The organism is Reyranella sp., assembly GCF_050185545.1.
Lineage (GTDB): Bacteria > Pseudomonadota > Alphaproteobacteria > Reyranellales > Reyranellaceae > Reyranella.
In genome coordinates, this window is record NZ_JBFWZI010000107.1 from 3,852 (window position 1) to 26,206 (window position 22,355).

General features: G+C 67.2%; 22 protein-coding genes. 8 read left to right on the forward strand and 14 right to left on the reverse strand.

Features of this window, described 5'->3' with window-relative positions; genetic code table 11:
- Nucleotides 1–147: 147 nt before the first annotated feature.
- Nucleotides 148–447 (reverse strand): hypothetical protein, encoded by a 300-nt coding sequence (locus AB7O82_RS24070; RefSeq protein ID WP_428554976.1) that lies wholly within the window; start codon nucleotides 445–447, stop codon nucleotides 148–150.
- Between the two features lie 560 nt (nucleotides 448–1,007).
- Between AB7O82_RS24070 and AB7O82_RS24075 the strand changes: the two genes are divergently transcribed.
- Both AB7O82_RS24075 and AB7O82_RS24080 read left to right on the forward strand, forming a co-directional pair.
- Entirely contained in the window at nucleotides 1,008–1,376 is a 369-nt protein-coding gene (locus AB7O82_RS24075) for a thioesterase family protein (protein ID WP_428554979.1), read from the forward strand.
- Nucleotides 1,377–1,619: 243 nt separating this feature from the next.
- On the forward strand, nucleotides 1,620–2,120 hold the full coding sequence (locus tag AB7O82_RS24080) for a PRC-barrel domain-containing protein (RefSeq protein WP_428554982.1): 501 nt from the start codon (nucleotides 1,620–1,622) through the stop codon (nucleotides 2,118–2,120).
- Between the two features lie 97 nt (nucleotides 2,121–2,217).
- Here AB7O82_RS24080 and AB7O82_RS24085 read toward each other — a convergent pair whose 3' ends face one another.
- The 3 genes from AB7O82_RS24085 to AB7O82_RS24095 form a co-directional block, all read right to left on the reverse strand.
- Entirely contained in the window at nucleotides 2,218–3,321 is a 1,104-nt protein-coding gene (locus AB7O82_RS24085; protein WP_428554985.1) for a hypothetical protein, read from the reverse strand.
- Nucleotides 3,322–3,761: 440 nt separating this feature from the next.
- The gene (locus AB7O82_RS24090; RefSeq protein ID WP_428546262.1) at nucleotides 3,762–4,157 is read right to left on the reverse strand and encodes a PIN domain-containing protein; all 396 of its coding nucleotides are present in this window, start codon (nucleotides 4,155–4,157) and stop codon (nucleotides 3,762–3,764) included.
- Nucleotides 4,158–4,446: 289 nt separating this feature from the next.
- Complete coding sequence (locus AB7O82_RS24095; protein ID WP_428546259.1) at nucleotides 4,447–5,157, reverse strand: TetR/AcrR family transcriptional regulator; 711 nt, start codon at nucleotides 5,155–5,157, stop codon at nucleotides 4,447–4,449.
- On the opposite strand from AB7O82_RS24095, the gene AB7O82_RS24100 reads away from it, so the two are divergent.
- Nucleotides 5,150–5,674, forward strand: coding sequence for a DinB family protein (locus tag AB7O82_RS24100; RefSeq protein ID WP_428546256.1), 525 nt, complete (start codon nucleotides 5,150–5,152; stop codon nucleotides 5,672–5,674). The two genes, AB7O82_RS24095 and AB7O82_RS24100, sit on opposite strands and share 8 nt — an antisense overlap.
- 80 nt (nucleotides 5,675–5,754) lie before the next feature.
- The gene (locus AB7O82_RS24105) at nucleotides 5,755–6,066 is read left to right on the forward strand and encodes a cupin domain-containing protein (RefSeq protein WP_428546253.1); all 312 of its coding nucleotides are present in this window, start codon (nucleotides 5,755–5,757) and stop codon (nucleotides 6,064–6,066) included.
- Between the two features lie 75 nt (nucleotides 6,067–6,141).
- Here AB7O82_RS24105 and AB7O82_RS24110 read toward each other — a convergent pair whose 3' ends face one another.
- The 7 genes from AB7O82_RS24110 to AB7O82_RS24140 all read right to left on the reverse strand — a co-directional run bounded on the left by AB7O82_RS24110 (nucleotide 6,142) and on the right by AB7O82_RS24140 (nucleotide 16,407).
- Nucleotides 6,142–6,813: a hypothetical protein gene (locus AB7O82_RS24110; RefSeq protein WP_428546250.1), complete on the reverse strand. Its 672-nt coding sequence runs from the start codon at nucleotides 6,811–6,813 to the stop codon at nucleotides 6,142–6,144.
- Between the two features lie 39 nt (nucleotides 6,814–6,852).
- Complete coding sequence (locus tag AB7O82_RS24115; RefSeq protein ID WP_428620327.1) at nucleotides 6,853–7,830, reverse strand: oligopeptide/dipeptide ABC transporter ATP-binding protein; 978 nt, start codon at nucleotides 7,828–7,830, stop codon at nucleotides 6,853–6,855.
- Between the two features lie 24 nt (nucleotides 7,831–7,854).
- Nucleotides 7,855–8,841 (reverse strand): ABC transporter ATP-binding protein, encoded by a 987-nt coding sequence (locus tag AB7O82_RS24120; protein ID WP_428546244.1) that lies wholly within the window; start codon nucleotides 8,839–8,841, stop codon nucleotides 7,855–7,857.
- Nucleotides 8,838–9,698 carry an ABC transporter permease gene (locus AB7O82_RS24125; RefSeq protein WP_428546241.1) on the reverse strand — a complete coding sequence of 287 codons (861 nt, stop codon included), beginning with the start codon at nucleotides 9,696–9,698 and terminating at the stop codon, nucleotides 8,838–8,840. Before AB7O82_RS24125 ends, AB7O82_RS24120 begins: the two co-directional genes overlap by 4 nt.
- Complete coding sequence (locus AB7O82_RS24130; RefSeq protein WP_428546238.1) at nucleotides 9,698–10,705, reverse strand: ABC transporter permease; 1,008 nt, start codon at nucleotides 10,703–10,705, stop codon at nucleotides 9,698–9,700. The genes AB7O82_RS24125 and AB7O82_RS24130 overlap by 1 nt, the downstream gene beginning before the upstream one ends.
- The gene (locus AB7O82_RS24135) at nucleotides 10,705–12,288 is read right to left on the reverse strand and encodes an ABC transporter substrate-binding protein (protein WP_428546235.1); all 1,584 of its coding nucleotides are present in this window, start codon (nucleotides 12,286–12,288) and stop codon (nucleotides 10,705–10,707) included. The genes AB7O82_RS24130 and AB7O82_RS24135 overlap by 1 nt, the downstream gene beginning before the upstream one ends.
- Before the next feature lie 231 nt (nucleotides 12,289–12,519).
- A complete protein-coding gene (locus AB7O82_RS24140) occupies nucleotides 12,520–16,407 on the reverse strand; it encodes a hydantoinase B/oxoprolinase family protein (protein ID WP_428546232.1) in 3,888 nt (1,295 codons plus the stop codon).
- Between the two features lie 325 nt (nucleotides 16,408–16,732).
- Between AB7O82_RS24140 and AB7O82_RS24145 the strand changes: the two genes are divergently transcribed.
- Entirely contained in the window at nucleotides 16,733–16,990 is a 258-nt protein-coding gene (locus tag AB7O82_RS24145; RefSeq protein WP_428546229.1) for a hypothetical protein, read from the forward strand.
- Complete coding sequence (locus AB7O82_RS24150; RefSeq protein WP_428546226.1) at nucleotides 16,987–17,418, forward strand: type II toxin-antitoxin system VapC family toxin; 432 nt, start codon at nucleotides 16,987–16,989, stop codon at nucleotides 17,416–17,418. Before AB7O82_RS24145 ends, AB7O82_RS24150 begins: the two co-directional genes overlap by 4 nt.
- 21 nt (nucleotides 17,419–17,439) lie before the next feature.
- Here AB7O82_RS24150 and AB7O82_RS24155 read toward each other — a convergent pair whose 3' ends face one another.
- Both AB7O82_RS24155 and AB7O82_RS24160 read right to left on the reverse strand, forming a co-directional pair.
- Entirely contained in the window at nucleotides 17,440–17,853 is a 414-nt protein-coding gene (locus AB7O82_RS24155) for a GFA family protein (protein ID WP_428546223.1), read from the reverse strand.
- Between the two features lie 167 nt (nucleotides 17,854–18,020).
- On the reverse strand, nucleotides 18,021–18,917 hold the full coding sequence (locus AB7O82_RS24160; protein WP_428546220.1) for an SMP-30/gluconolactonase/LRE family protein: 897 nt from the start codon (nucleotides 18,915–18,917) through the stop codon (nucleotides 18,021–18,023).
- A gap of 341 nt (nucleotides 18,918–19,258) precedes the next feature.
- On the opposite strand from AB7O82_RS24160, the gene AB7O82_RS24165 reads away from it, so the two are divergent.
- Nucleotides 19,259–20,266, forward strand: a complete 1,008-nt coding sequence (locus tag AB7O82_RS24165) for a DUF808 domain-containing protein (protein WP_428620328.1) — start codon at nucleotides 19,259–19,261, stop codon at nucleotides 20,264–20,266.
- Nucleotides 20,267–20,355: 89 nt separating this feature from the next.
- The gene (locus tag AB7O82_RS24170) at nucleotides 20,356–21,702 is read left to right on the forward strand and encodes an LLM class flavin-dependent oxidoreductase (protein WP_428546214.1); all 1,347 of its coding nucleotides are present in this window, start codon (nucleotides 20,356–20,358) and stop codon (nucleotides 21,700–21,702) included.
- A gap of 187 nt (nucleotides 21,703–21,889) precedes the next feature.
- Here the strand turns inward: AB7O82_RS24170 and AB7O82_RS24175 are convergent, their stop codons facing one another.
- On the reverse strand, nucleotides 21,890–22,333 hold the full coding sequence (locus AB7O82_RS24175) for an SRPBCC family protein (RefSeq protein WP_428620329.1): 444 nt from the start codon (nucleotides 22,331–22,333) through the stop codon (nucleotides 21,890–21,892).
- Between the last annotated feature and the right edge of the window lie 22 nt (nucleotides 22,334–22,355).

Genomic DNA, 22,355 nt, shown 5'->3' on the forward strand with positions numbered 1-22,355 from the left:
GCACAAAAAACCGGAGTTGCTTGGGCACCGCTTCTTCCTCCCGATCGATGCACGAGGCCGCACTCTACACTCTAAGCAGGCGAGCGCGCTTGCACAGGCCGCCTTGGAGCGCCAACCCTGCCACTCGTCCAGCTCGGGAACTTCGCTCTACTCGTAGCCGACGCGGCTCATCAACTCACGCTTGACCGCTATCCTGTAGATCCGCTCGACGAGCTTCCCTTTGTCCGCCGACCGGGCGAGCGCCGTCTGGTCTTCGCCGCTGGTGAGGGAGAACTCCATCGCCGTTGCGATTTCGTCGTCAAAGGGGGCGACCGTTCCGCACAGCACGGAAAAACCTTCGATAGCGGTGACCCGTGTGGCAAGAAAGTCGCCAGGCTGCAGGCCCTGATCGATGCTCTCGTCGAGAAGCGAGAGTTCACCGCCTCGCAGCACGTCCTCGAGGCGCACACCGGCAGGCGATTACTTTCCGGGCAGTCACTCCCGCCCTGCGGCGGCCGCGGGGCGAAGGCCTTCGGTCTTGATCGCCCAGTCCGGCGGACGTGCCATGGTGGCCGCTGCTGCCGGCGTTCGATCTGCTCGGCAAACCGAGCCTGAGCGTCGGCCAGCGCCTCCCGAGCTTCACCCAGCCGCCCGAGGTAGGCCAGCGCCGCCGCGGAGTAGAGGTAGGGCGAGAAGAACTGCGGCCGCCGCTGCATCACCTCGCGGTAACTCTCCAGTGCGGCCGTGCATTGTCCCGAGCAAAGCTGGAAGTCGCCGATCCCGTTCAGCCACTGCCGGGTCAAGGGATCGTGCGGGCTTGCCCGCATCGCCTGCTGCAGGAAATGGATGTCCTCCTCCTGACAGCCGGCGCGGCCCAGTGCCAAGCCGAGCACGCTCACGACAAAGGCGCTGTTGGGATTGAGTGCCAACGCGGCCCGCGCCTCGACGACGCTTTCCTCCCAGCAGAGCGTTGGCGCGGCGGTGAAACTCTGCTTAGGTCACCCTCCAGAAGGAGAGGAGACCCTAAAATGGCGAGCGAACAGCTGACCCCAGGCCTCACCAAGGAGATAACGACGACGGTCGACGACACGCTGGTGGTCAGGCACATGGGAGGCGATGGCGTGCTGTCGACGCCCTCGATGATCGGCCTGATGGAGCGCGCGGCGATCCTGGCGGTGCAAGACCAACTCCCGGAGGGTCACACGACGGTCGGCTTCGAGGTCAACGTCAAGCATTTCGGCGCCACGCCCAAGGGCCAGAAGGTCACGGTCAAGGCCGAGCTCCTGGAGGTCGACGGCCGCAAGCTTCGCTTCAAGGTCGAGGCACACGACGAGGGCAAGAAGGTCGGTGACGGCACCCATCGCAGGGCCATCATCCAAGTGCAGAAGAAGGGCTGACCGGCCGGGCCCGCGCCTGGAAGACCCCATACAACCGTCCGCGCAGGGCTCGACGGGCGGACGATGACGTTGCCGCCTGTGCGCCGAAGAGACGAGGTCTCCCCGGCTCCCTATTGCTATCCGCGCCAGGAAGTGCGGGCGATCGCGGTAACAGGACACCTCTCGAGGGATGCCATCATTGCGGCAACTCGTTCTCCCGAGGGGCGTTGGATTCTCACGTGCTTCTCACGAAGGAGTTGAGACATGCTGAAATCCGTTGTCCTGGCCGCCTTTCTGACCTGCGGTGCGCTGAGCGCCTATGCCCAGACGGCGCCAACGCAACCGACCTCGCCGTCGCCAGGTGCTCCGCCGGCCGCCGCGGCCGAGCGCACCGTGTCGACCGGCGACTTCAACGCCAGCGGCGACATGGCGATGAGCGCGCTGCTCGGCACCAAGGTCCGCAACGCAAACAAGGAATCGATCGGCAGGATCGACGACATCTATGTCGACAAGGAATCCAAGATCACGGTCGTCGTCATCTCGGTCGGCGGATTCCTCGGCGTCGGGTCCAAGGACGTCGCCGTGAAGTGGAGCGACATCACCTTCGGCCAGGAGGACACGTCCGTTGTCCTGACCACGTCGCTCTCTAAGGACGCCCTGATGGCCCTGCCCGACTACACCAAGGCCGAGCGCCGCAAGGTTGCGCCGCCGGAAACGGCCGCAGCACCGCCGGCCCGCCCGACCTCTCCGGGGCCGAGTCGCTAGATCGAAATCCTGTGAACGGGCGCCCCCACGATGGGGCGTCCGTTCCGCGCACCGACCAGGCTGCCTGGGCCGCGTACGTCCTTGAACCATCGGTGGTCTATCGCGGCGTCGACGCGGCCTTTGCTCCGACCACCACCCGAATGGGAGCGTCCGTTGGGCCGGGCGTTTGCGGGCCGTCGAGCGCACCGCGGTACCGACGCCAGTCCGCCGGCCAATCTCCCTTGGCTGCGTTGAATCCAGCCGTGCGCAGCGCCTCTACGAGAGCGGACGCGGCGTCCTGCGTCGTGGCGTCGCTGCCCTCCTTTGTCAGCACGACGACACCGAGAATTCCCGCCACGCCGGTCCACGTCCATGTGTGCGACGGCCAGCCGGCATCGCCAAGATACGTTGAGATCGTCGAGGCTGCAGCCGGAGCTTCGGGCACCCGATCGAGGACGAAGACGGCAGCATTGGTTCCTGCATACTTCCGTAAGCTCTCGACGATCGGCGATCGCTGCTGGTCACGACTTGCCTTGCTGCTTTCGGGCGCTCCCTCTGCCTGGACCTTGGGCTGCGTTTCCGCCGCCCTCCCCTGGACCGGAGCCGCCGCGCGGGCGGTCGCGTCCCTGACGAGCTTGGCCAGATCGGCGAGTCGCTGCTGTATCGCCGCCGGATTGAGCTGCGGCGATGGCACCCTTTCGCTGGTGGCTGTGCTCTCCCGGGCAGCCGCCTGGGCCGATCGTTCGGTGGCCTCGCGGGCTGCCTGCTCGAATGCCGCCGCGCGTTCGCGCGCCCTGGAAGCTTCCTGCTCGAGTGCCACGGCGCGCTCCCGCGCCGCAGCCACTTCTTGCTCGAGCGCCGCTGTCCTCCCCTGTGCCGTGGATACTTCCCGCTCGAGCGTCGCGGCCCGCCCTTGCGCCGTGGACACTTCCCGCTCGAGTGTCGCGGCCCGCTCGCGCGCCGCGGTGACATCCTGCTCGAGCTGCATGAAACGCCCTTCCGCTTCCTTGTAGCGATCGACCGCGGCATGCTCGTGGAAGCGCACGGCGCCGCTGAACCTGAACGACAGCCACGTCGTCACTCCGAGCGCCGTAACGGCCACGATTGTAGCCACCAGGCTCACGATCATGGCTCTGTCCATGAACGTTGCCCATCCGCGGAGCTGATCGATATCCATGCTCACCAGCTTGTTGGAGCGCATTCCAGGGACGGTGATCGTCATCGTGCTCTGCCCATGCGCGTTGTGGTCGGGACGGCACTGTATCGCTTTGTCGTCCTGCGTCACCGATTCTTAATCAACAGGCATGAATAGGTGATTCGGCGAATCGTCGCCCAGCCGGACGTCGGCTGTGATGAATCGGTGGCGAGGCGTTCGTTAGCACTCCATCTCGCGATCGATCACCTCGATGCGGCGGCGATCGCTCACGCTCGCTGGAGCCGCCGTCGCGTGGCAAAATCACCTCGTCCCGCGCGAAGCGGCGTCATTCGCTGGGAGCGCGCCACTCCGACGGCGCTCATGGGATGTGTATTCAACGAGAAGACCGCCATCGGAATGGCGCGCTCCCAGCGAAGACGCGAGGCTAAAGGGAAAAAGCGCCTATGAGTGGCGCACGCCTGGCCATGATCTGCTTTGACCTCACCTCTCAAGCCGTCTCTCGGCGGTCATGCCAGTCCTCGAGCCCGAGCCCGCCGATCCGAGCGAACTCCCGCGCATTGTGCGTCACGATCTCGAGTCCTCGCCGCAAGGCGCATGCCGCCAGCAGCACGTCGTAGGCTCCGATGGGCGTACCCCGTGTTCAGGCTCGCCCGCAGTTGCGCGGCCACGCGGGCGTCCTCGCGCTCGAACGGCAGGACGGAGACCGCCCCAAGAAGAGCGCGCATGGCTTCTCGCACTAGCAGCGCCAGGCCGGGATTGCGCGCCAGCCCGTACTCGACTTCCATCTCCGTGATGACCGAAGCGGACAGTTGTGGCGGCGCTTCCCGGCGAAGTCGCGCCATCACCGCCGGCTCGCCCCGTGCGAAGTCACACAGCACACTGGTGTCGAGAACGTACTTCATGCCGCCCACCTGCCCGCACGATCGACCGCCACGATCGACTGAGATCACGGCACGGTGGCATCGCGGCCCTAGGTGTTAACTTGACTGACGCAGTTCCAGGCAAAATCCTCATCCTGAGGAGCGCCCGAAGGGCGCGTCTCGAAGGATAGGCCGCACAGGAACTCGCGAAATAGCCCGGGTTGCGGCACCTGCCTCGCCGCCACCGTTCGAGACGCAGCCCTGCGGGCTGCTCCTCAGGTGACGTCCCTTTGTAACGCGACTCCACGGGATCGATCCTCCTCGGTCGGCGTCATTGGAGATATCGGAGCACGAGGCGCGTGACCTCGTCGACGAGCGCGCCGGCCGCGCGATCCGAGAGGATGTCTGGACGATGCAGGACCGCGGTATGGGTCAGTGCTTCTATCGTGGTCACGCACACGAACGCGGCAAGCCCGAGCTCGACCGTGCGGATCTCGCCCTTGCGCGTCTCGAGATATCCTCTGACAAGATCATGGATCTCGCGACTGAAGGCATCCTTATTCTCGAGGCGGCCCGTGCGCGGAATCTGCTCGGCCAGGACGCGGTGCAGCCGGGGATTGACGAGATGGGCGTCGATCGCCACGGCGACCAGCTTGCGCACCGCCTCCTCGACCGGCAGCGCGGCCACCTCCGCCAAGGCGACCCGAGCGACCTGCATCTGCTCCTTGACGTGCCGATCGATGACGGCGGCAACCAAAGCCTCCTTGCTCGGGTAGTATTGATAGAGCGACCCGATGCTCACGCCCGCTTCCCGGGCGATCCGGTTGGTGCTCGCCTTGTCGAACCCCTCCCGGACGAGAATGCGAGCGGTCGCCTCGACCAAGGCGTCGACGGTTGCGCGCGACCGCTCCTGGGAGGCCTGTTTTCTTGGATTGGTGGGTGGCCTGCGCGCCATGTCCGCCGCTTTCTTCCATGCGAGTAGACAATATGAGCGATAGCTCGCAAATTCAATGCAGGCAACCAAGGGCACCGCGATGTTCACCCTTCCCTATCGCACCTTGATTCAGCAGAAGCGCTGGGCGACCAATGGCCTGAACTCGGTCATTGCGGCGAACCTCGACCGCATGGCCGAGGGCGACCGGATCCTGATCCTGCGGCTGCTCGACCACATCCAGGCAGTCGACGAGATCTTCAGCCACAATCTCGAAGCGCGTCCTCACGGTTACCGGGCGCCTCGCTCCGACGAGATTCCCTCCTTCGACGCAGTCGCCGGCAAGGCCCGCTCGATAGCCGACTGGTATGCCGCCTACGCCGATACTCTCACGCCGGAACGGGTGGACGAGGTGATGGACTTCTCCTTCGCGAACGGCGAGCCCGCGAGCATGACGCGCGGCGAGATGCTGCTGCACGTCGCCATGCACGCTGCCGGGCATCGCGGCCAGGTCGCGCTGCTGTTGCAGAAGAACGGCATCCAACCCTATCCTGACCGGATCACGGATTTTCTGAAGACAGAGGATGCCGACCTGCAACGACAGGTCCTTGCCAAGGGCACGCCATGACGAAGCAATTCTCGCTGGAGAGTTTCCCACTCCATCTCGGGTTGGGCGCGCAGGCCGTGCCGCAGCCTGGATTCACCAGCATGGAATGGTACGACGCCTATGTCGAACGCAACGCCGCCGACGGCAACGAAGGGCGGCTCGTATCGCTGTTCAGCTTCAGTGAGAGCTGGACGAATTGGGAACGGCATCCGGCGGGCGACGAAGCCGTAATTTGTACCGCGGGCGAGATGACGCTGATCCAGGAGCTGCCGGACGGGGTGCACAAGATCGCGCTGCGCGCGGGCGAATATGCGATCAATCCGCGCGGCGTCTGGCACACGGCGGATGTCGCCGGCAACGCCACTGCCCTCTTCATCACGTCGGGGGTCGGCACGGAGCACCGACCCCGCTGAAATCTCGTCGCAAGGTGCCGTTCGGAAGGATGATGCCGAGGCCACCGCCCACAGGTCGCGCTGTCGACTCGTCCGCTACCGGTATTCTACTCGCCCCATCAGGTCACGCCTGATTGCCGTCCTGTAGAGCCGCTCGGGGAATCTCCTGTCGTCTGCCTGCCGGATCAGGATCGCCCGTTCCTCCTGGTTGGCCAGGAAGGCGTGCATGTCCAAGGCCATCAGTTCATCGAAGGGAACGATTGCCCCGCATGTCATCACGAAACACTCGATGGGAGCGACCCTCGCGGCAAGAAAGCTCCCTGGCTGCATGGTCCGTTCCAGGCCCTCTTCCAGGAGCCACAACTCTCTGCCCCGCAGCAGGTCCTCGATGCGGACGCCGAAAGGAGGCTGCCTTGCGATGATCCGGAACCAGGAGAATCGCGACTCGCGCAAGGCCTTCAACACGAGGGCTTCGTTGGGATCAGAGCTTGTCGACTGTGCGCTTGCGTACCGGTCGATGGCGCGCGTCCGCCCCTCCTTGGCCCCATAGACGGCAAGGTCGTAAAGCAGCGACATTTCCGACTCGCTGCTCACGATCAGAGCGGCGCCGCGCGCCATCCCGATGCGCCGGGCCTGCTCGAGGAGGGTCGACTGCGAGACATGCTTCAAGGCGGCAGTTTGGATGCTCCCGCGGTACCGCCGCCACCGTCGGTATCTCTCGAGAGGGCCATCGGCACCCGGTGACTGCATCTGCTCGTCGATCGCCACCTCGTTCCCAATCGAAACCTCGCCTGCTTCTCAGGCATCTCAACATATGTGGCCATCACGTTCGGTCAGTAGTCCAGCAGCCGGTGGACAAGCAAGGCCCTGCACGAGCGGTGGCGGCGCGCCGGCGCGACAGGACTCCTCGGCGCGACGGCAGCGCGGATGGAACGGACAGCCGGCGGGAATGGCGGCCGGGTTGGGCGGCTCGCTGGGCGCGGCCGCCGGCACGAGCGCACCACCCAGCCGCGGCACCGACGCGAGCAGCGCCTGTGTATAGGGATGGCGGGGGGCGCTGAAAACCTGCTCGGCGCTGCCCTGCTCGATGATGCGGCCGAGATACATCACGGCTACCTCGGCGCACACTTGGCGCACCACGGCGAGATTGTGGCTGATGAACAGGAAGGCGAGTCCGCGGCGCCGGCGCAGGTCGGTCAGCATGTCGAGGGTCTGCGCCTGCACGCTGACATCGAGCGCGCTGGTCGGCTCGTCGAGCACCAGCAGCTGCGGCTCCGTAGCGAGCGCGCGGGCGATGCAGACGCGCTGCTTCTGGCCGCCCGACAATTCGTGTGGATAGCGGCGCAGGAATTCGCCGCCGAGGCCGACCTCGGCGAGCAGCTGCTCCACGCGGTCTCGCAGCTCATTGCGCGGGACCAGGCGCTGGATGACCAGCGGCTCGGCGATGGCGGCCGCAGCGGTCAGTCGAGGATCGAGCGCGGCCGATGGGTTCTGATGAACGAGCTGCAGCCTGCGGCGCAGCGGGCGCATCGCCGCCTCGTCGAGGCCGGTGATGTCCTGGCCGTCGAAGACGATGCGACCGGCGCTGGGTGGCGTGAGCCGCAGCAGCAGGCGCGCCAGGGTGGATTTGCCGCAGCCGCTTTCGCCCACCAAGCCCAGCGTGCCACCAGCCTCGAGCGCCAGGTCGATATGCGCCACCGCCGTCAGCCGCCGCGGTGGCTGGAACGCGGTGCGCGGCAGGGCGTAGGTCTTGGCGAGCCCGATCGCCTCGACGAGGGCGGTCATGGTGGCGCGGTCACGCTGGCACGCTCATGGCGTCTCGGCGTGATGGCAGGCGACGCGATGGTCGGGCGCTAGCTCGCGCAACACCGGCTTGGTGCTGCGGCAGATATCGCTGGCCCGGCTGCAGCGTGGATGAAAGCGGCAGCCGCCGGGCGGCGCCAGCAGGTTGGGAATGGTGCCCGGGATGCCGCGCGGCTTGTGCGCCGGGTTGTCGAGGTCGGGCACCGCGGCGATCAGGCCCTGCGCGTAGGGATGAAGCGGATGGGAGAGCAGCGACGCGGTCGGCGCCTCCTCGACCACGGTGCCGGCATACATCACCGCGACCCGGGCGCAGCTGGCCGTGACGACTCCCAGATCGTGGCTGATCAGCATCAGGGCGAGACCCTTCTCAGCCACCAGGCCTGCGATCAGCGCCAGCACCTGGGCCTGCACCGTGACATCCAGAGCCGTGGTCGGCTCGTCGGCCACCAGCAGGGTCGGGCTGCCGGCGAGCGCCATGGCGATCAGCACGCGCTGGCGCATGCCGCCCGACAGTTGATGGGGGTGGCTGGCGAGCAGGCGCTGCGGCTCTGCCAGGCCGACCGAGGCCAGGAGCCCGGCCGCCTCGGCGCGGATCGCGCGGCGCGGCCGCACGGCGCCGCCCAGAGCCGCTTCCTGGCCGCGAATCGCATCCTCCATCTGCGTGCCGATGGCGAGCAGCGGGTTGAGGTAGCTCGCCGGATCCTGGAACACCATGGCGATGCGCCGCCCGCGCAGCCGGCGCATGCCCGCTTCGGGCAGCGCCAGCACGTCCTTGCCCTCGAACAGGATCGTGCCCGAGGTCACGCGCGCCGGCGGCGATTCGTTCAGGCGCAAGAGGCTGCGCGCCAGCACCGACTTGCCGCAGCCAGTCTCGCCCACGATGCCCAGCGTCTCGCCGGCGCCCAGGCTGAGGTCGATTCCGTCGAGCACGTGCAGCGTGCCGTCGAACGTATCGAACGCCAGGCGATAGTCGCGGATCTCGAGCAGGCTCATCCGCGGTTGCTGCGCGGGTCGAGAATGTCGCGCAGCCCGTCGCCCAGCAGGTTGAAGCCCAGCACCGAGGCATAGATGAAGGCGCCGGGGAAGATCGCGTACCACCACCAGTCAGGCAGGTAGCCGCGCGCGATGGAAATCATGGCGCCCCACTCCGGCGTCGGCGGCTTGGCGCCGAGCCCGATGAACCCCAGCGAGGCGACGGCGAGGATGGCCTGGCCGATATCCATGCTCATCTTGACGATGATCGGCGAGATGCTGTTGGGCAGCACGTGGCGCCACAGGATGCGCAGCCGGTGTGCGCCGGCGACGCGTGCCGCCTCGATATACGCCTCCTCGCGGATCGACAGCGCCTTCGATTCGGCCAGCCGCACGTAGCCCGGCCACCACACCAGCACCAGCGCGATCATGGCATTGAAGATGCCGGCGCCGAGCGCGGCGACCAGAGCGATGGCCAGCACCAGCCCGGGCACTGAGAGGAACAGGTCGGTGAGTCGCATGATGATCTCGCGCGCCCGGCCGCCGACGGTGCCGGCGAGAATGCCGAGCGGCACGCCGATCGCCGCCGCCGCCAGCGTAATACCGATGCCGACCAGAAGCGACAGGCGGGCGCCGATGATGGTGCGGGTCAGGACGTCGTTGCCAACCTCGTCGGTGCCGAACCAGTGCGCGGCGCTGGGCGGTTGCAGCTTGCCCGCAAGGCGCACCGCGCCCGCGACGTCGTCGGGATAGGGCACGATCCACGGGCCGATCAGCGCCAGCAACACGATCACCGCCACCAGCACCAGCCCGAGCATCGAGGCGAAGCTCCGGCCGAGCTGCCACGCCGCCAGGCGCAGGCTGCGCGACATCACCATCAGGCGTGCCTCAGGCGCGGATCGAGCACGCCGTACAGCAGGTCGACGATCAGGTTCACCAGCATGAAGTTGAGACCGATGATCAGGGTCACGCCCATCACCGGCTTGAAGTCACCGGCGATCGCCGACGACACGGCGTAGAGACCGATCCCCGGCCAGTCGAACACGGTCTCGACCAGCACAGTGCTGCTCATCATCCAGCCCCAGCGCAGGCCGATGATGGCCAAGGTCGGCAGCATCGCGTTCTTGAGCGCATGCACTGTCACCAGCCGCCAGCGCGAGACGCCATGGGCGCGCGCGGCGATGATGTAGTCGGCGCGCAGAGCCTCCACCATCTCGCTCCTGTTGACGCGCAGGATCGAGGCGAGGCAGGGCAGCGACAGCACCAGCGCCGGCAAGAGGATGTAGGACAGGGCCTGGACGAACAGCGGCCCGTTGCCGCGCAGCAGCGAATCGACCAGCAGCAGGCCGGTGATCGGGTCGCCGGGGTCGGTCGAGACGCCGATGCGGCCGCTGGTCGGCAGCCAGCCCAGCCAGGCGGCGAAGCCCAGCTGAAGCAGCAGGCCGAACCAGAACGGCGGCAGAGCAATGCCCGAGACGGCGAAGATGCGCGTGGCATGGTCGAGCCAGCGGTCCTTGAACAGGGCCGACAGCATGCCGAGCGAGATGCCGGCAGCCATTCCGAACGCCATCGCCACCAGGCAAAGCTCGAGGGTGGCGGGAAAGTAGCGCGCGAGGTCGCGGCCGACCGATCGGCCGGTCGCCACGCTGCGGCCGAACTCGCCCTGGGCGAGGTCGCTGACGTAGCGCAGGAACTGCTCGGGAAGCGGCCTGTCGAGCCCGTACTCGCGCCGCACCTGTTCGATCTGGGAGCGGCCGGCATCCGGTCCTGCCGCCAGCGCCGCCGGATCGGACGGCGCCACGTTGGCGATCGCGAAGGTGAGGCAGACCAGACCGAATAGCATCAACCCTGCCAGCGCGATGCGCCGCAGCAGGTAGACGAGCATCAGGCGTCGATCCACATCGGATAGAGATCGACCTCGCCGGTGAATCGCACGGGGCTGAACTCGAAACCCTTGACGTAGTCGCGCATGGCCCAGGTGCGATTGGGGATCATTCCGAAGATCTCGGGCTGGTCGGCGACGATGCGCTTCTGGATCTCGCCGTAAAGCGCCATGCGCCTGGCCTTGTCGGTCAGGCCGCGCGCCTCGGCGATCATCGCCCAGGTTTCCTTATCCTCGTAATGCGACATGCCGTAGTAAAGGCCCCACGAATCGCGATGGTACTGGAAGGCCACCGTGTCGGGATCGGTGCCTATCGGCGTGACATAAACCGAGGTCATGTTGGCCGCAGTGTCCGGCTTGGAGCCGCGGGCCACCATCGTCGGCCACGGCTGGCCGACGATGTTCACCTTGATGTCGAGCGCACGCAGGCTGTCGAGCAGCACCAGCCCGATGCGGCGCGCATCTTCGAGGCCCTGGACGTGGACGTACTCGAGCTCGATGCCGCCCTGCGGCGACTTGCTCTTGGCCAGGAACTCCTTGGCCTTGGCGATGTCCTTGCGCGGGATGCCGGGAACGGCGATGTGACCTTCCATGGTCGGCGGGAACGGGCTGTCCATCAGCTTGGCGCCGCCGTTGTGGATGGTGATGAGGGCGTCGTAGTCGAAGGCGTAGGCGATCGCCTTGCGCAGGTTGATGTCGGCGGTCGGCCCGTTCTGGCAGTTGAACTTGATGCCGAAGGTGGTCGAGCCGGGATGGTTTTCCTCGCGAACGCCAGGCAGCTTGGCGAGCTGCTGCATGTCGTCGGGCGACATGTTGGTGATGACGTCCATCTCGCGCCGCTGCAGGCCGGCGCGCCGCGGCGCCGCCTCGCGCACGATACGGTAGATGACACCGCTCAGACGGTTCTTGTCGCCCATCGGCCAGCCCTTCCAGTAGTCGGGCACGGCATCCATGTGGATCAGGGCGGTCGAGTCGAAGCGCTTCAGCTTGAACGGCCCCGAGCCTGCCTCGTTCTCGGTCAGCCACTTCTTGCCGTAGTCGCCGTCGACGACGTTGGCCTGCACCTGCTTCGGGTTGACGATGTACCACCACGGGACATAGCTGATGAACGGCTGGAACGGCCGTTCGAGCACGAAGCGCACGGTCTTCGCGTCGACCGCCGTGATCTTCTCGGGCTTGAGGAAATCCTTCAGCATCCAGGCGACGCCGGCATTGAGCTTGAGCGCGCGCTCGAACGAGTAGCGCACCGCCTCGGCGTCGACCGGATCGCCGTTGTGGAATTTCGCGTTGCCGACCAGGTGGAAAGTGTAGGTGAGGCCGTCGGGCGAGGCCTCGTACTTCTCGGCCAGCCACGGGATGATGCGCGGCGGATTGCCCACGTACTTCAAGAGACCGTCGTAGACCGATTGCTGGATCATGCGCGTCGACCAGTCGTAGCGCACGTGCGGATCGAGCACCGGCACCGCCTGGTTGCCGGAGAAGACCAGGATCTTGCGATCGCCGTCCTTGTCGAAGGCCCAGCTCATCGACGGCGCCAGCGCCGACAGGACGGCGCCATGCAGGACGGCGCGGCGGGTGGTGGTCATCGTAGATTCCTTCCGATCGGAGTTCGTGGACTTAGACGGACGCACATGATCTTGCTCTCCCGTAGTCGGGGGAGGTGTCCGCGTCTTCGCGGACGGAGGGGGGAGGCCGCAAATGGGATGATCCTGACTCCGACGTCGGAATCGGACGAACCAGGTCTGGGGCTTTCCCCCTCCGCCCCCTTTTTCGGGGGCACCTCCCCCGTAAGACGGGGGAGGAATACTCAATGCCAATCACAATCTCTCCGGTGTCAGCTCGCGTCGGCGCAACGTCGCCTCGATGTCGATACGGCCTTCGGCGGTCATCACGCAACCGTAGTCGCGCGCCGCGCCTTCCGGCGTGATGTAGCCGTTCTCGAGGTCGCGCGCGATGTCCTCCAGCGCGCGCTCGTGCGGCGGCCCGAAGCCAGAACCACCGGCGATCGTCACGTCGATCACCAGCCGCTCGTCGTCCATTGCCACTGTCTCGCCCGTGGCCACGTCGTGGACGGTGCCGTCGGCCCGCTTGACCTTGCCCGCCGCGCCGCCGCCCGGCAGGCCGCCGAACAGGCCCTGCACATGGATGCCATGGCCCTCGGGGTAGAGGCCGACCATGATCGGCTCGCCGGTCACCAGGCGCCGAGCGCGCATGCGCTGGCCGAGCCCGCCGCGCCGCCGTCCCGGCCCGCCGCTATCCGCCACCAGGCTCTTCTCCAGGATCACCACCGGCATGCGACTCTCCAGCAGCTCGACCGGGGTGTTGGCGGCCGACGTCGGGAACAAGAGGCCCGACTTGCCGTCCTGGCGCTGCGCGGCGCCCTGCCCGCCGCCCATGAAGAAGTGATCCGAGGCGACGCGTCCTTGCAGGTTCCTGCCGTAGAAGCCGAACGCCTTGGGCATGCCGGTGAAGGCCTGGACCTTGTCCGGGATGGCTGGCGCCAGTGCGCGATAGAGATTCGGCCCGAGCCACCACGAGATCCGCGTGCGATAGGCGACGGCGGCCGGCGGATCGCAATTCAGCGAGCTGTGCGGCGGTGCCGTCACCGTGATCGGCGCGTAGCAGCCGGCATTGCCGCGCACGTTGGGCGTCAGCATGCACTTCACCGGGTAGCTCGAATGCGCCGCCGTGACGTTCATGGTGCAGTTGACGCCGCCCTTCGCCACCTCCGGCGGCGGATCGACATGCTCGATGTGGATCGTGTCGTCCTTCTTGTGGACGCGCACCTTGAAGCGCAGCAGGTCGACGGCGCCGGGCCGCGCCTCGAGCTCGCTCTCGTACACGCCGTCCGGCACGGCACGAATGGCCCCCCGGGTCGCCGCCTCGCTACGCGCGCGCACGACGGCGGCCAGCGCGGCCAGATCCTCCAGCCCGTACTCGGCCATGAAGGCCAGCAGCCGCTGACCGCCCAGCGCGTTGGCGGTGATCATCGATTCGATGTCGCCCAGCACCTGGTCGGGGTTGCGCACATTGGCGTGCAGCATGCGCAGTAGTGACTTGTCGGGCCTGCCGGCCTCGTAGAGCTTCATCGGCGGGATCAGAACGCCCTCGTCGAACAGCTCGCGCACCACGCTCGAATCCTTGATGCCGCCAATGTCGCTCACGTGCCCGACCGTGCCCATCAGCGCCACCAGCCGGCCGTCGCGGAACACCGGGCTGACCAGGGCGATGTCAAACAGATGGCCGGCGCACAGCCAGGGGTCGTTGGTGACCAGCACGTCGCCCGGCTGCAGGGTGTCGGGCGGGAAGTGCTCGAGCAGCGCCTGCACGCAGCGCGTCAGAGTCAAATTGAACAGCGGCATGGCGCGCGGGCTGTGCGCCAGCGGGTTGCCCTCGGGGTCGAGGATCTCGTTGGCGAAATCCTGGCTCTCCGAGATGATCAGCGAATAGGCGGTGCGACACACCGTCTGCCACATCTCCTCGACGATCGAGATCAGGCGCGACCACATGATCTCGAGCCCGATCGGATCGGCCTCGATCCGCGCCTTCGCCGCCTCCAGCGACATGCCAGGCGTCACGATCGCCTGCGCATCCTGGGCGGCCGCGACGTCGATGCGCAGGTTGCGCGCCGCATCCACAGTCAGCGTATCGCCGGGCGCGATCACGGTCGTCGCCTCGCGCTCCTCGACGATGGCCGGGCCCGCCACAATCTGGCCGGGCGCCAGGGCATAGCGGTCGTAAACCGGCGTGTCGTGGAACTTGCCCTCGAACCAGGCAGGCCGACGACCCTTGAGGGCCGCACCCGCCACGTCGCCTGCCACCGCGCCGGAGAGCGCGATCTGCGGCTCGGGCGCGCTGGCGCGCACCCGGAAAGACAGCACCTCGATCTCGGCGTCGTCGACCACGCGGGTGTAAAGCGCGCGGTAGGTCTCGGCGAACGCCACGCGCACGGCGGGCAGGCTATCGCCTGACAGCGCGCCGTTGGGCAGCCGCACCATGATCTGGTGCAGCTGGCCTACCAGCCGCATCTCGGCGTAGCGCTCGGCCGTGATCACGGCGTCGGCGATCCCGGCCGCATGCAGCCGGCTGCGCGCCTGTCCCTCGAGCTCGGCGAGATGGGCATTGGCCTGGGCCCAGTCTGTGCCGGCGCCGAGCGCCGTCAGCACGCTGCGCGACTGCTCGAAGGCGAGTGGCGCCGCCAGGAAGCCCAGCGCCGAGGCGGCGCCCGAGGCCGGTGGGATCAGCACCTGGCCGATGCCGAGCACGCGGGCGACACGCACCGCGTGCGCCGGGCCGGCGCCACCGAACGCCACCATGGCGTAGCGCCTGGGGTCCCTGCCCTTCTCGATCAGATGCACGCGCGCGGCGGCAGCCATCGCCTCGCAGACCACGGCATGGATGCCGGCCGCGGCCTCGATCGCCGGCAGGCCGAGCTTCTCACCGAGCCGCGCCAACGCCGCCTCGGCTGCCGGTTTGTCCAGGGTCATGCTGCCGCCCAGGAAGAAGCCCGGGTCGTAATAGCCCAGCAACAGGTTGGCGTCGGTGACGGTCGCCTCCTCACCACCCTGGCCGTAGCAGGCCGGGCCGGGGCTGGCGCCGGCACTCAACGGCCCGACCTTGAGCAAGCCGGTCTCGTCGAGGCCGGCAATCGAGCCGCCGCCCGCGCCGATCTCGATCATGTCGACGACCGGCGCCTTGATCGGCAGGCCGGAGCCACGCTTGAAGCGTCGCACGCGCGCGGTCTCCATCATTGGCACCACGGCGGCGCGGCCATTCTCGATCAGGCACGATTTCGCGGTCGTGCCGCCCATGTCGAAGGCAATGGCGTCGGGCAGGCCGGCCTCGCGCGCGAACAGCACGGTGGCGAGCGCGCCGCCGGCAGGGCCGGACTCGAGGAGGCGAATCGGGAAGGTGCGCGCCACCTCGGGCGCACAGAGCCCACCGTCCGACTGCATCAGTCGCAGCGTGCCGGCGAAGCCCAGCGCGTCGAGCTCGCTGAGCAGGCGGCCGATATAGCGATCCATCAGCGGCTGCACGAAGCCGTTTGCGCAGGTCGTCGCCAGGCGCTCGTACTCGCGGATCTCCGGTGCCACTTCGCACGACAGGCTGATCGAGACGTTAGGGAAGGCCTGGCGCAGAATGCGGCCGGCCGCCTGCTCGTGCGCCGGATTGGCATAGCTGTGCAGGAAGCAGACGGCGATCGCCGTGCAGCCGTCGGCCACCAGCCTGGTGCCCTCGGCCAGCACCGCCGCCTCGTCCAGCGACTCCAGCACGCGGCCGTCCCAGGCCAGCCGCTCGCCGATCTCAATGCGGCGATGCCGCGGCACCAGCGCGTCGGGGAAGCGCAGGAACAGGTCGTAGATGTCGTAGCGCTGCTCGATGCCGAGCTCGAGGACGTCACGGAAGCCACGGGTCGTCAGCAGGCCGAGCCGCGCGCCGCGATTCTCGATCAGCGCGTTGGTGACCAGCGTGGTGCCGTGCAGCAGCTCACCCACTTCGGCCACCGAGATGCCCGCAGCCGCGCAGATGCTGCGAATGCCCTCGAGCGCGCCGTCCGCCGGATCGTTCGGCGTGGTCAGGCACTTGTGCAGCGAAATCCCGCCGCTCGCCGCATCGAGCAGGACGAAGTCGGTGAACGTGCCGCCGATATCGAAGCCCAGGCGATAGCGGGGCGATGCCGGAGACGCCGACTCAGGCGCTGTCAAATCACGAGATACCCGCCCAGAAGCCATCCTTCACCCTTCCAGAAAACGCGCGCATGCGACAGGAGGCAAATCCTATGCCGTGGGGGACGGCCGTCAATTGCGCCCGTCGATTGGCACGGAGCATGGGCACGCGGCTCGGGCGATGCGTTCCTCGATCTCTGCCTTACGCTCATGGCATGGATGACAAGCATTCATGACGTGATCGGGCCTCGCTCCGAGCGGTTCGCCAGAGAGCATCTGTCAGGACAACACGAGCGGTAACCCTTGTTGCCGCTGTCAGGGAAGGCATCTTGACAGCAATCCGAGCAGCATCATGATGCATATCATGCGAACCACGGTCACGTTGGATCCCGACGTCGAGTCCATGTTGCGTAAGGAAGTGCGCCGGCGGGGCGAGCCCTTCAAGCAGGTCCTGAACAACGCAATCCGGGCCGGGCTACGCAATGCGAAGCGGGGTGACGTGGCTTTCGAGCCCATCACATTCGCCATGGGCAAGCCACACCTGGATCTCACCAAGGCGGGCTCGCTCGCTGCCGAGCTGGAGGACGAGGAGCTGATCAGCCGATATCGGCGCGGCCGATGATCCTGCCGGACGTCAACACCCTTCTCTATGCCGTCAACAGCTCCAGCGAGCAGCATGGCGCTGCGCTGAGAGCCTTGCGGCAGGGCTTCGAGGGCCCACGCGGGGTCGCATTTGCGTGGACGGCGCTGCTGGCCTTCCTGCGCCTGAGCACACGCCGTGGCATCTTTCCCAGGCCACTGTCGGCGGACGATGCCCTGCGCGTCATCATGCACTGGCTCGGGCATCCGCAGGCGCTCGTCGTGCATCCAGGCGAACAGCACGCCAAGATACTCGGACGACTGCTCAGGTCTGCCGGCACGGCCGGCAACCTGACGACGGATGCGCATCTTGCCGCGCTCGCTATCGAGCACGGCGCGACAATCATCAGCTTCGACCGGGACTTCGCACGTTTTGCCGGCGTGAACTGGACGCTGCCGACGGCCGAATGACCTTGTAGCACGAAGGCACTCCTATTCCGGCGCGCGGTCGAGGATCGCCTGCAGGGTCTTGGCGCCGTGCGCGCCGGGCGGTGGGGCCTCGCCACCCTCGGCGATGCGGTGGCGTTGCGCATCCTCCCAGTGGCGGCCGTCGAAAAAGCGGGTGGGCTTCAGGCCGGGCCCGTCGATGCCGTCGAGGCAGCGGGCATTGACGATGACGCGATGCGGCTGCGAGCGCGGGATGTAGAAGGGGTGCATGCCGCAATGGGCGCAAAAAGTATGCTGCGCGATGCCGGTGCCGAAGGTGTAGGACTTGAGCGAGTCTTTGCCGCGCAGGAGCTGGAAGGCGGCGAGGTCCATGCTGAGGTGCATCATGCCCTTCTTGGTGCAGACCGAGCAGCTGCAGTTGGACAGATGGTCGAGATCGACCTCAGCGCGAAACCGCACGCGCCCACAATGGCATCCGCCTTCCCGTATTTCCAGCATGTCCCGCCTCCTCCTGTAGACCGGGCACCCAGCTGCCGGCCGTTATGCACTCAGACCCCTGCGATGACGAAAGTGTCCAACCGGGCAATGCCCTCCCGTGGTTTCGGGTCGGGGCGGGCAGTTGCCGGTCAGGGCCCTTGCGACGTGCCTGGCGTGGCGACCCGCAGCCGATAGAGTGATGTCGACGCCGTCACATAGAGGCTGCGCAAATCATCGTCGCCGAAGCAGAAATTGGCGGTATGCTCGGGCGTCCGGATGACGCCGAGGCAGGCCGCGTCGGGCGCGAACACGTGAATGCCGCCCGGCCCGCAGCAATAGATGTTGCCGGCACTGTCGATCTTCATGCCGTCGGGTGCCCCGGCGCCTTCTCCCGTGGTCTCCGCCCAGACCCGGCCGTTCGCCAGGGTGCCGTCGTCGCGGACGTCGAATCGGCGGATATGCTTGCGATCGGTGTCGTTGACATAGAGCTGCCTCTCGTCGAGCGAGAAGCAGAGCCCGTTCGGCTGGCCGAAATCGTCGACCAGCAGGCCAAGCGACCCGCCGCCCGGCGCGACGCGATAGACGCCGCGGAAATCGAGCAGCAGGGGCCGCGGGTTGCCGTAGTACTTGTTGCGCCCGTAGGTCGGGTCGCTGAAGTAGATGGCCCCGTCGGATTTCACCACCACGTCGTTGGGGCTGTTGAGCTCCTTGCCGGCGTGGTGGCTCGCCAGCACCGTGATCTCCCCATTGGGCTCCGTGCGCGTGAGCCGGCTGGTCGCGTGCTCGCAGACGATCAGACGGCCCTCGCGATCCCAGGCGAGCCCGTTCGACTGGGCGCAGGGTTGGCGGAACGTCGTGATTCCGTCTCGGGCGCTCCATCGCCGCAGATGATCGCCCGGCATGTCGCTGAACAGCAGGTAGCGGTCCGCGGCGTGCCACAACGGCCCCTCGATGAACTTGAAGCCCGTCGCGAGCTTCTCGCAGGCGACCGCGCCGCCAACCACGGACGCAAAGCGCGGATCGCGGATCTCGACCGTGTCGCTCATGCCGCCGCTCGCTTTGCCAGCGCGCGGAACCCGTCGTCCCTGGGCATGTCGTCCCCTCCCGCCTTCCTGGTCATCAGACGTCAGTCTATTGCCGGCCGCGCGCCTGTCCAACCTCATGTCATTGCTGGGAGCGCGCCACTCCGATGGTGCGCTTCCTGTGGATTACCCATTCCATGAGCGCCATAGGAGTGGCGCGCTCCCAGCGATGAGATCTGGGTCGTCATTCGGGACTCAACGATTGGCGCCGGCGACGTATAGTGTGGCCCGGGGCGCCTTTGGGGCGGGCGCCGCGACAGTCCTTTGCCGCCGGCGTCGTCGCCGGCTTCTCGCGCGGTGGTGACATGAGCGTCGGTCTGGTGGCCCTCTTCGACGATATCGCGACGCTGGCGAAGGCGGCAGCCGCGTCGATCGACGATGTCGCGGGCCAGGCGGCCAAGGCCAGCACCAAGGCCGCCGGCGTCGTCATCGACGACACGGCGGTTACGCCGCGTTATCTCACCGAGTTCAGCCCCTCGCGCGAGATGCCGGTCGTCGGCAAGATCGCGCTGGGCTCGCTCAAGAACAAGCTCCTGTTTCTTCTGCCCGCGGCGCTGGCGTTGAGCTTCCTGTTGCCCCAGGCGATCACGCCGCTGCTGATGATCGGCGGCGCCTACCTCTGCTACGAAGGGGCCGAGAAAGTCTACGAGGCTCTCTTCCCGCATGACGCGCACGCCCACGAAGCCGGGCTCGAGACGGTGGCGCTCGACGCCAGGAGCTTCGAGGACGAGAAGATCGCGAGCGCCATCAAGACCGATTTCATCCTCTCGGCCGAGATCATGGCCATCACGCTGGCCGCCATTCCCGGTGGCAGCATCGTCAACCAGGCGATCATCCTCGCCGTCGTCGGGACCGGCATAACGGCGGCGGTCTACGGTGTCGTCGCCTTGATCGTCAAAGCGGACGATCTCGGAGTGGCGCTCGCCCGCCTGTCGCCGGCGTCGCGCGCTGCCGCGCCACTGCGCGCGACCGGCCGCGCCATCGTCCACGCCATGCCTTATCTCCTGGGCGCGCTGTCGACCATCGGCACGGCGGCGATGATCTGGGTTGGCGGCGGCATCATCCTGCATGGCCTCGAGGCCTACGGCCTCGGCTGGCCCGCCCATGCGCTTCACGACGCCGGCGCTGCCGTCGCGCGCGCGGTTCCCTATGGCTCGGCGCTTATCGCCTGGCTGGTGGAAGCCGCCGGCGCCGGCGTGGCCGGCTTGGCCATCGGCCTGCTGGCCATTCCGCTGACCGGCCGGGTGCTGTCGCCGCTCTGGCGGCAAATCAAGTCGCTCACCCGCCAGGTCCTGCTGCGCAACCGGGCCTGAGGAGACAGGCGAGCGCAAACTCAGGTCCGCGCGCCATTGTCGACCTGATGCAAAACGGGGAAGCTCCCTCCCGTGGAGGAGACGGAGCGATGACGACACGCAGGATGCGGCTCGGCCTGTCGATACGCGGCCATGGCTATCACCCGGCCGCCTGGCGCCATCCCGATGTGCCGGCCGACGGCACGCTGCACGTCGAGCATTATGTGCGAAGCGCCCAGACCGCCGAGCGCGGCAAGCTCGACATGATCTTCTTCGCCGACGGCGCCGGCATCCGCCAGGGCGACACGCCGCCGGGCTCGCTGGCCCGCACCGGACGCGACATGGTCGAGCTCGAGCCGATGACCTTGCTGCCGGCGCTGGCCATGGTCACTCGCCATGTCGGCCTGGTGACGACCGCCTCCACCACCTACAACGAGCCCTACAACCTCGCGCGCAAGTTCGCCACGCTGGACCTCATCAGCAAGGGCCGCGCCGGCTGGAACGTGGTCGCGTCGTGGTCGGAGCTCGAGGCGCAGAATTTCGGACTCGAGACGACGCTGGACTACGACACGCGCTATGCGCGCTCAGCGGAGTTCGTCGAGGTGGTCAAGGGACTGTGGGACAGCTGGGACGATGGCGCTCTGCTGTTCGACAAGGCAAGCGGCCGCTACTTCGACGAAGCGAAGATGCACGTGCTCAACCACCAGGGTCGGTTCTTCAAGGTGCGCGGCCCGCTGAACGTCGCATGCATGCCGCAGGGCCATCCGGTGATCGTGCAGGCCGGCGCATCGGAACAGGGCCGCGAGCTGGGTGGCGCGACTGCCGAGGTCATCTACGCGGTCTCAGGCTCGCTCGAGGGCGCGCGCGCCTACTACGCCGATGTGAAAGGGCGGATGGCGAAATACGGCCGCGAGCCGGACGACCTCAAGATCATGCCGGCGCTTTGCCCGGTCGTCGGCCGCACGCGCGCCGAAGCACAGGCGAAGTACGACGAACTGCAAGCCCTGTTCGACCCGCTCGCCGGCCTGGGCTCCCTCTACAGCGCCTTCGGCGACCTCTCCGGCCATGCCCTGGACGCCCCGGTGCCCGACGATGCGCTGGGCCCGCAGGAGCTGCGCAGCCTGAGTGCCCAGTTCGTCGAGCGGATGAGACGCGAGAAGCCGACGATTCGCGAGCTGTATCTGCGATCCGGCATCACCGGATCGGCGCGGATCGGCACGCCTGCCGACATCGCTGACACCATGCAGGAGTGGTTCGAGGCAGGGGCGTGCGACGGCTTCAACGTCACTCCGGCCACTCTGCCTGGTGGCGGCGAGGATTTCGTCGACATGGTCGTTCCCGAGCTGCAGCGCCGCGGCCTGTTTCGAACCGAGTACGAGGGCCGGACCTTGCGGGAAAACCTCGGCCTGCGCCCGGTGACGAGCCGCTACAGTCGGCAGCGCCGGGCTGCGGAGTAGCCAGGCGGCCCAGGCCGGTTCCAGGGAGTTAAGCCCGTCATCGAGAACCCCGTTGTCGGCCTCGCCGGCCGGAGCATGGGCGCCAGCCTTTCCCATCGACTTCGGCTCTTTGCTGCGAGCGCGCCACTGGCGGCGCGCTCGCAGCGCATGACGACCTTCTTTCGGCAAGGTCAGCGCCTATGGCCCGCTATTCTTTGATCTCGGGCTCGACGAGCCTTGCCAGGTTCCGCAGCGACTCCTGCCAGCCGAGATAGCAGGCCTCGGGTGGTATGGCGTCCGGGACGCCCGACTGCACGATATCCAGCTCGGTGCCGACCAAAACTTTCTTCAATGTCACGGTCACCACCATCTCGCCGGGCAGGTCGGGATCGTCGAACCTGTCGATGTAGCGCAGGCTTTCATTCGGGACGAGGTCGACATATTCGCCACCGAACGCATGGCTCTTGCCCGTCGTGAAGTTGCGGAACGACATCCTGAAGGTGCCGCCAACTCTTGGCTCGAAATGGTGCACGGTGCAGGCGAAGCCGTTCGGCGGAAGCCATTTCGCGAGCGCATCCGCTTCGAGGAAGGCGCGATAGACCTTCTCCGGGCTGGTTGCCAGAACGCGGTGTAGACGAACTGTATTTGGCATGCTGACGATCCTGTGAATTGCC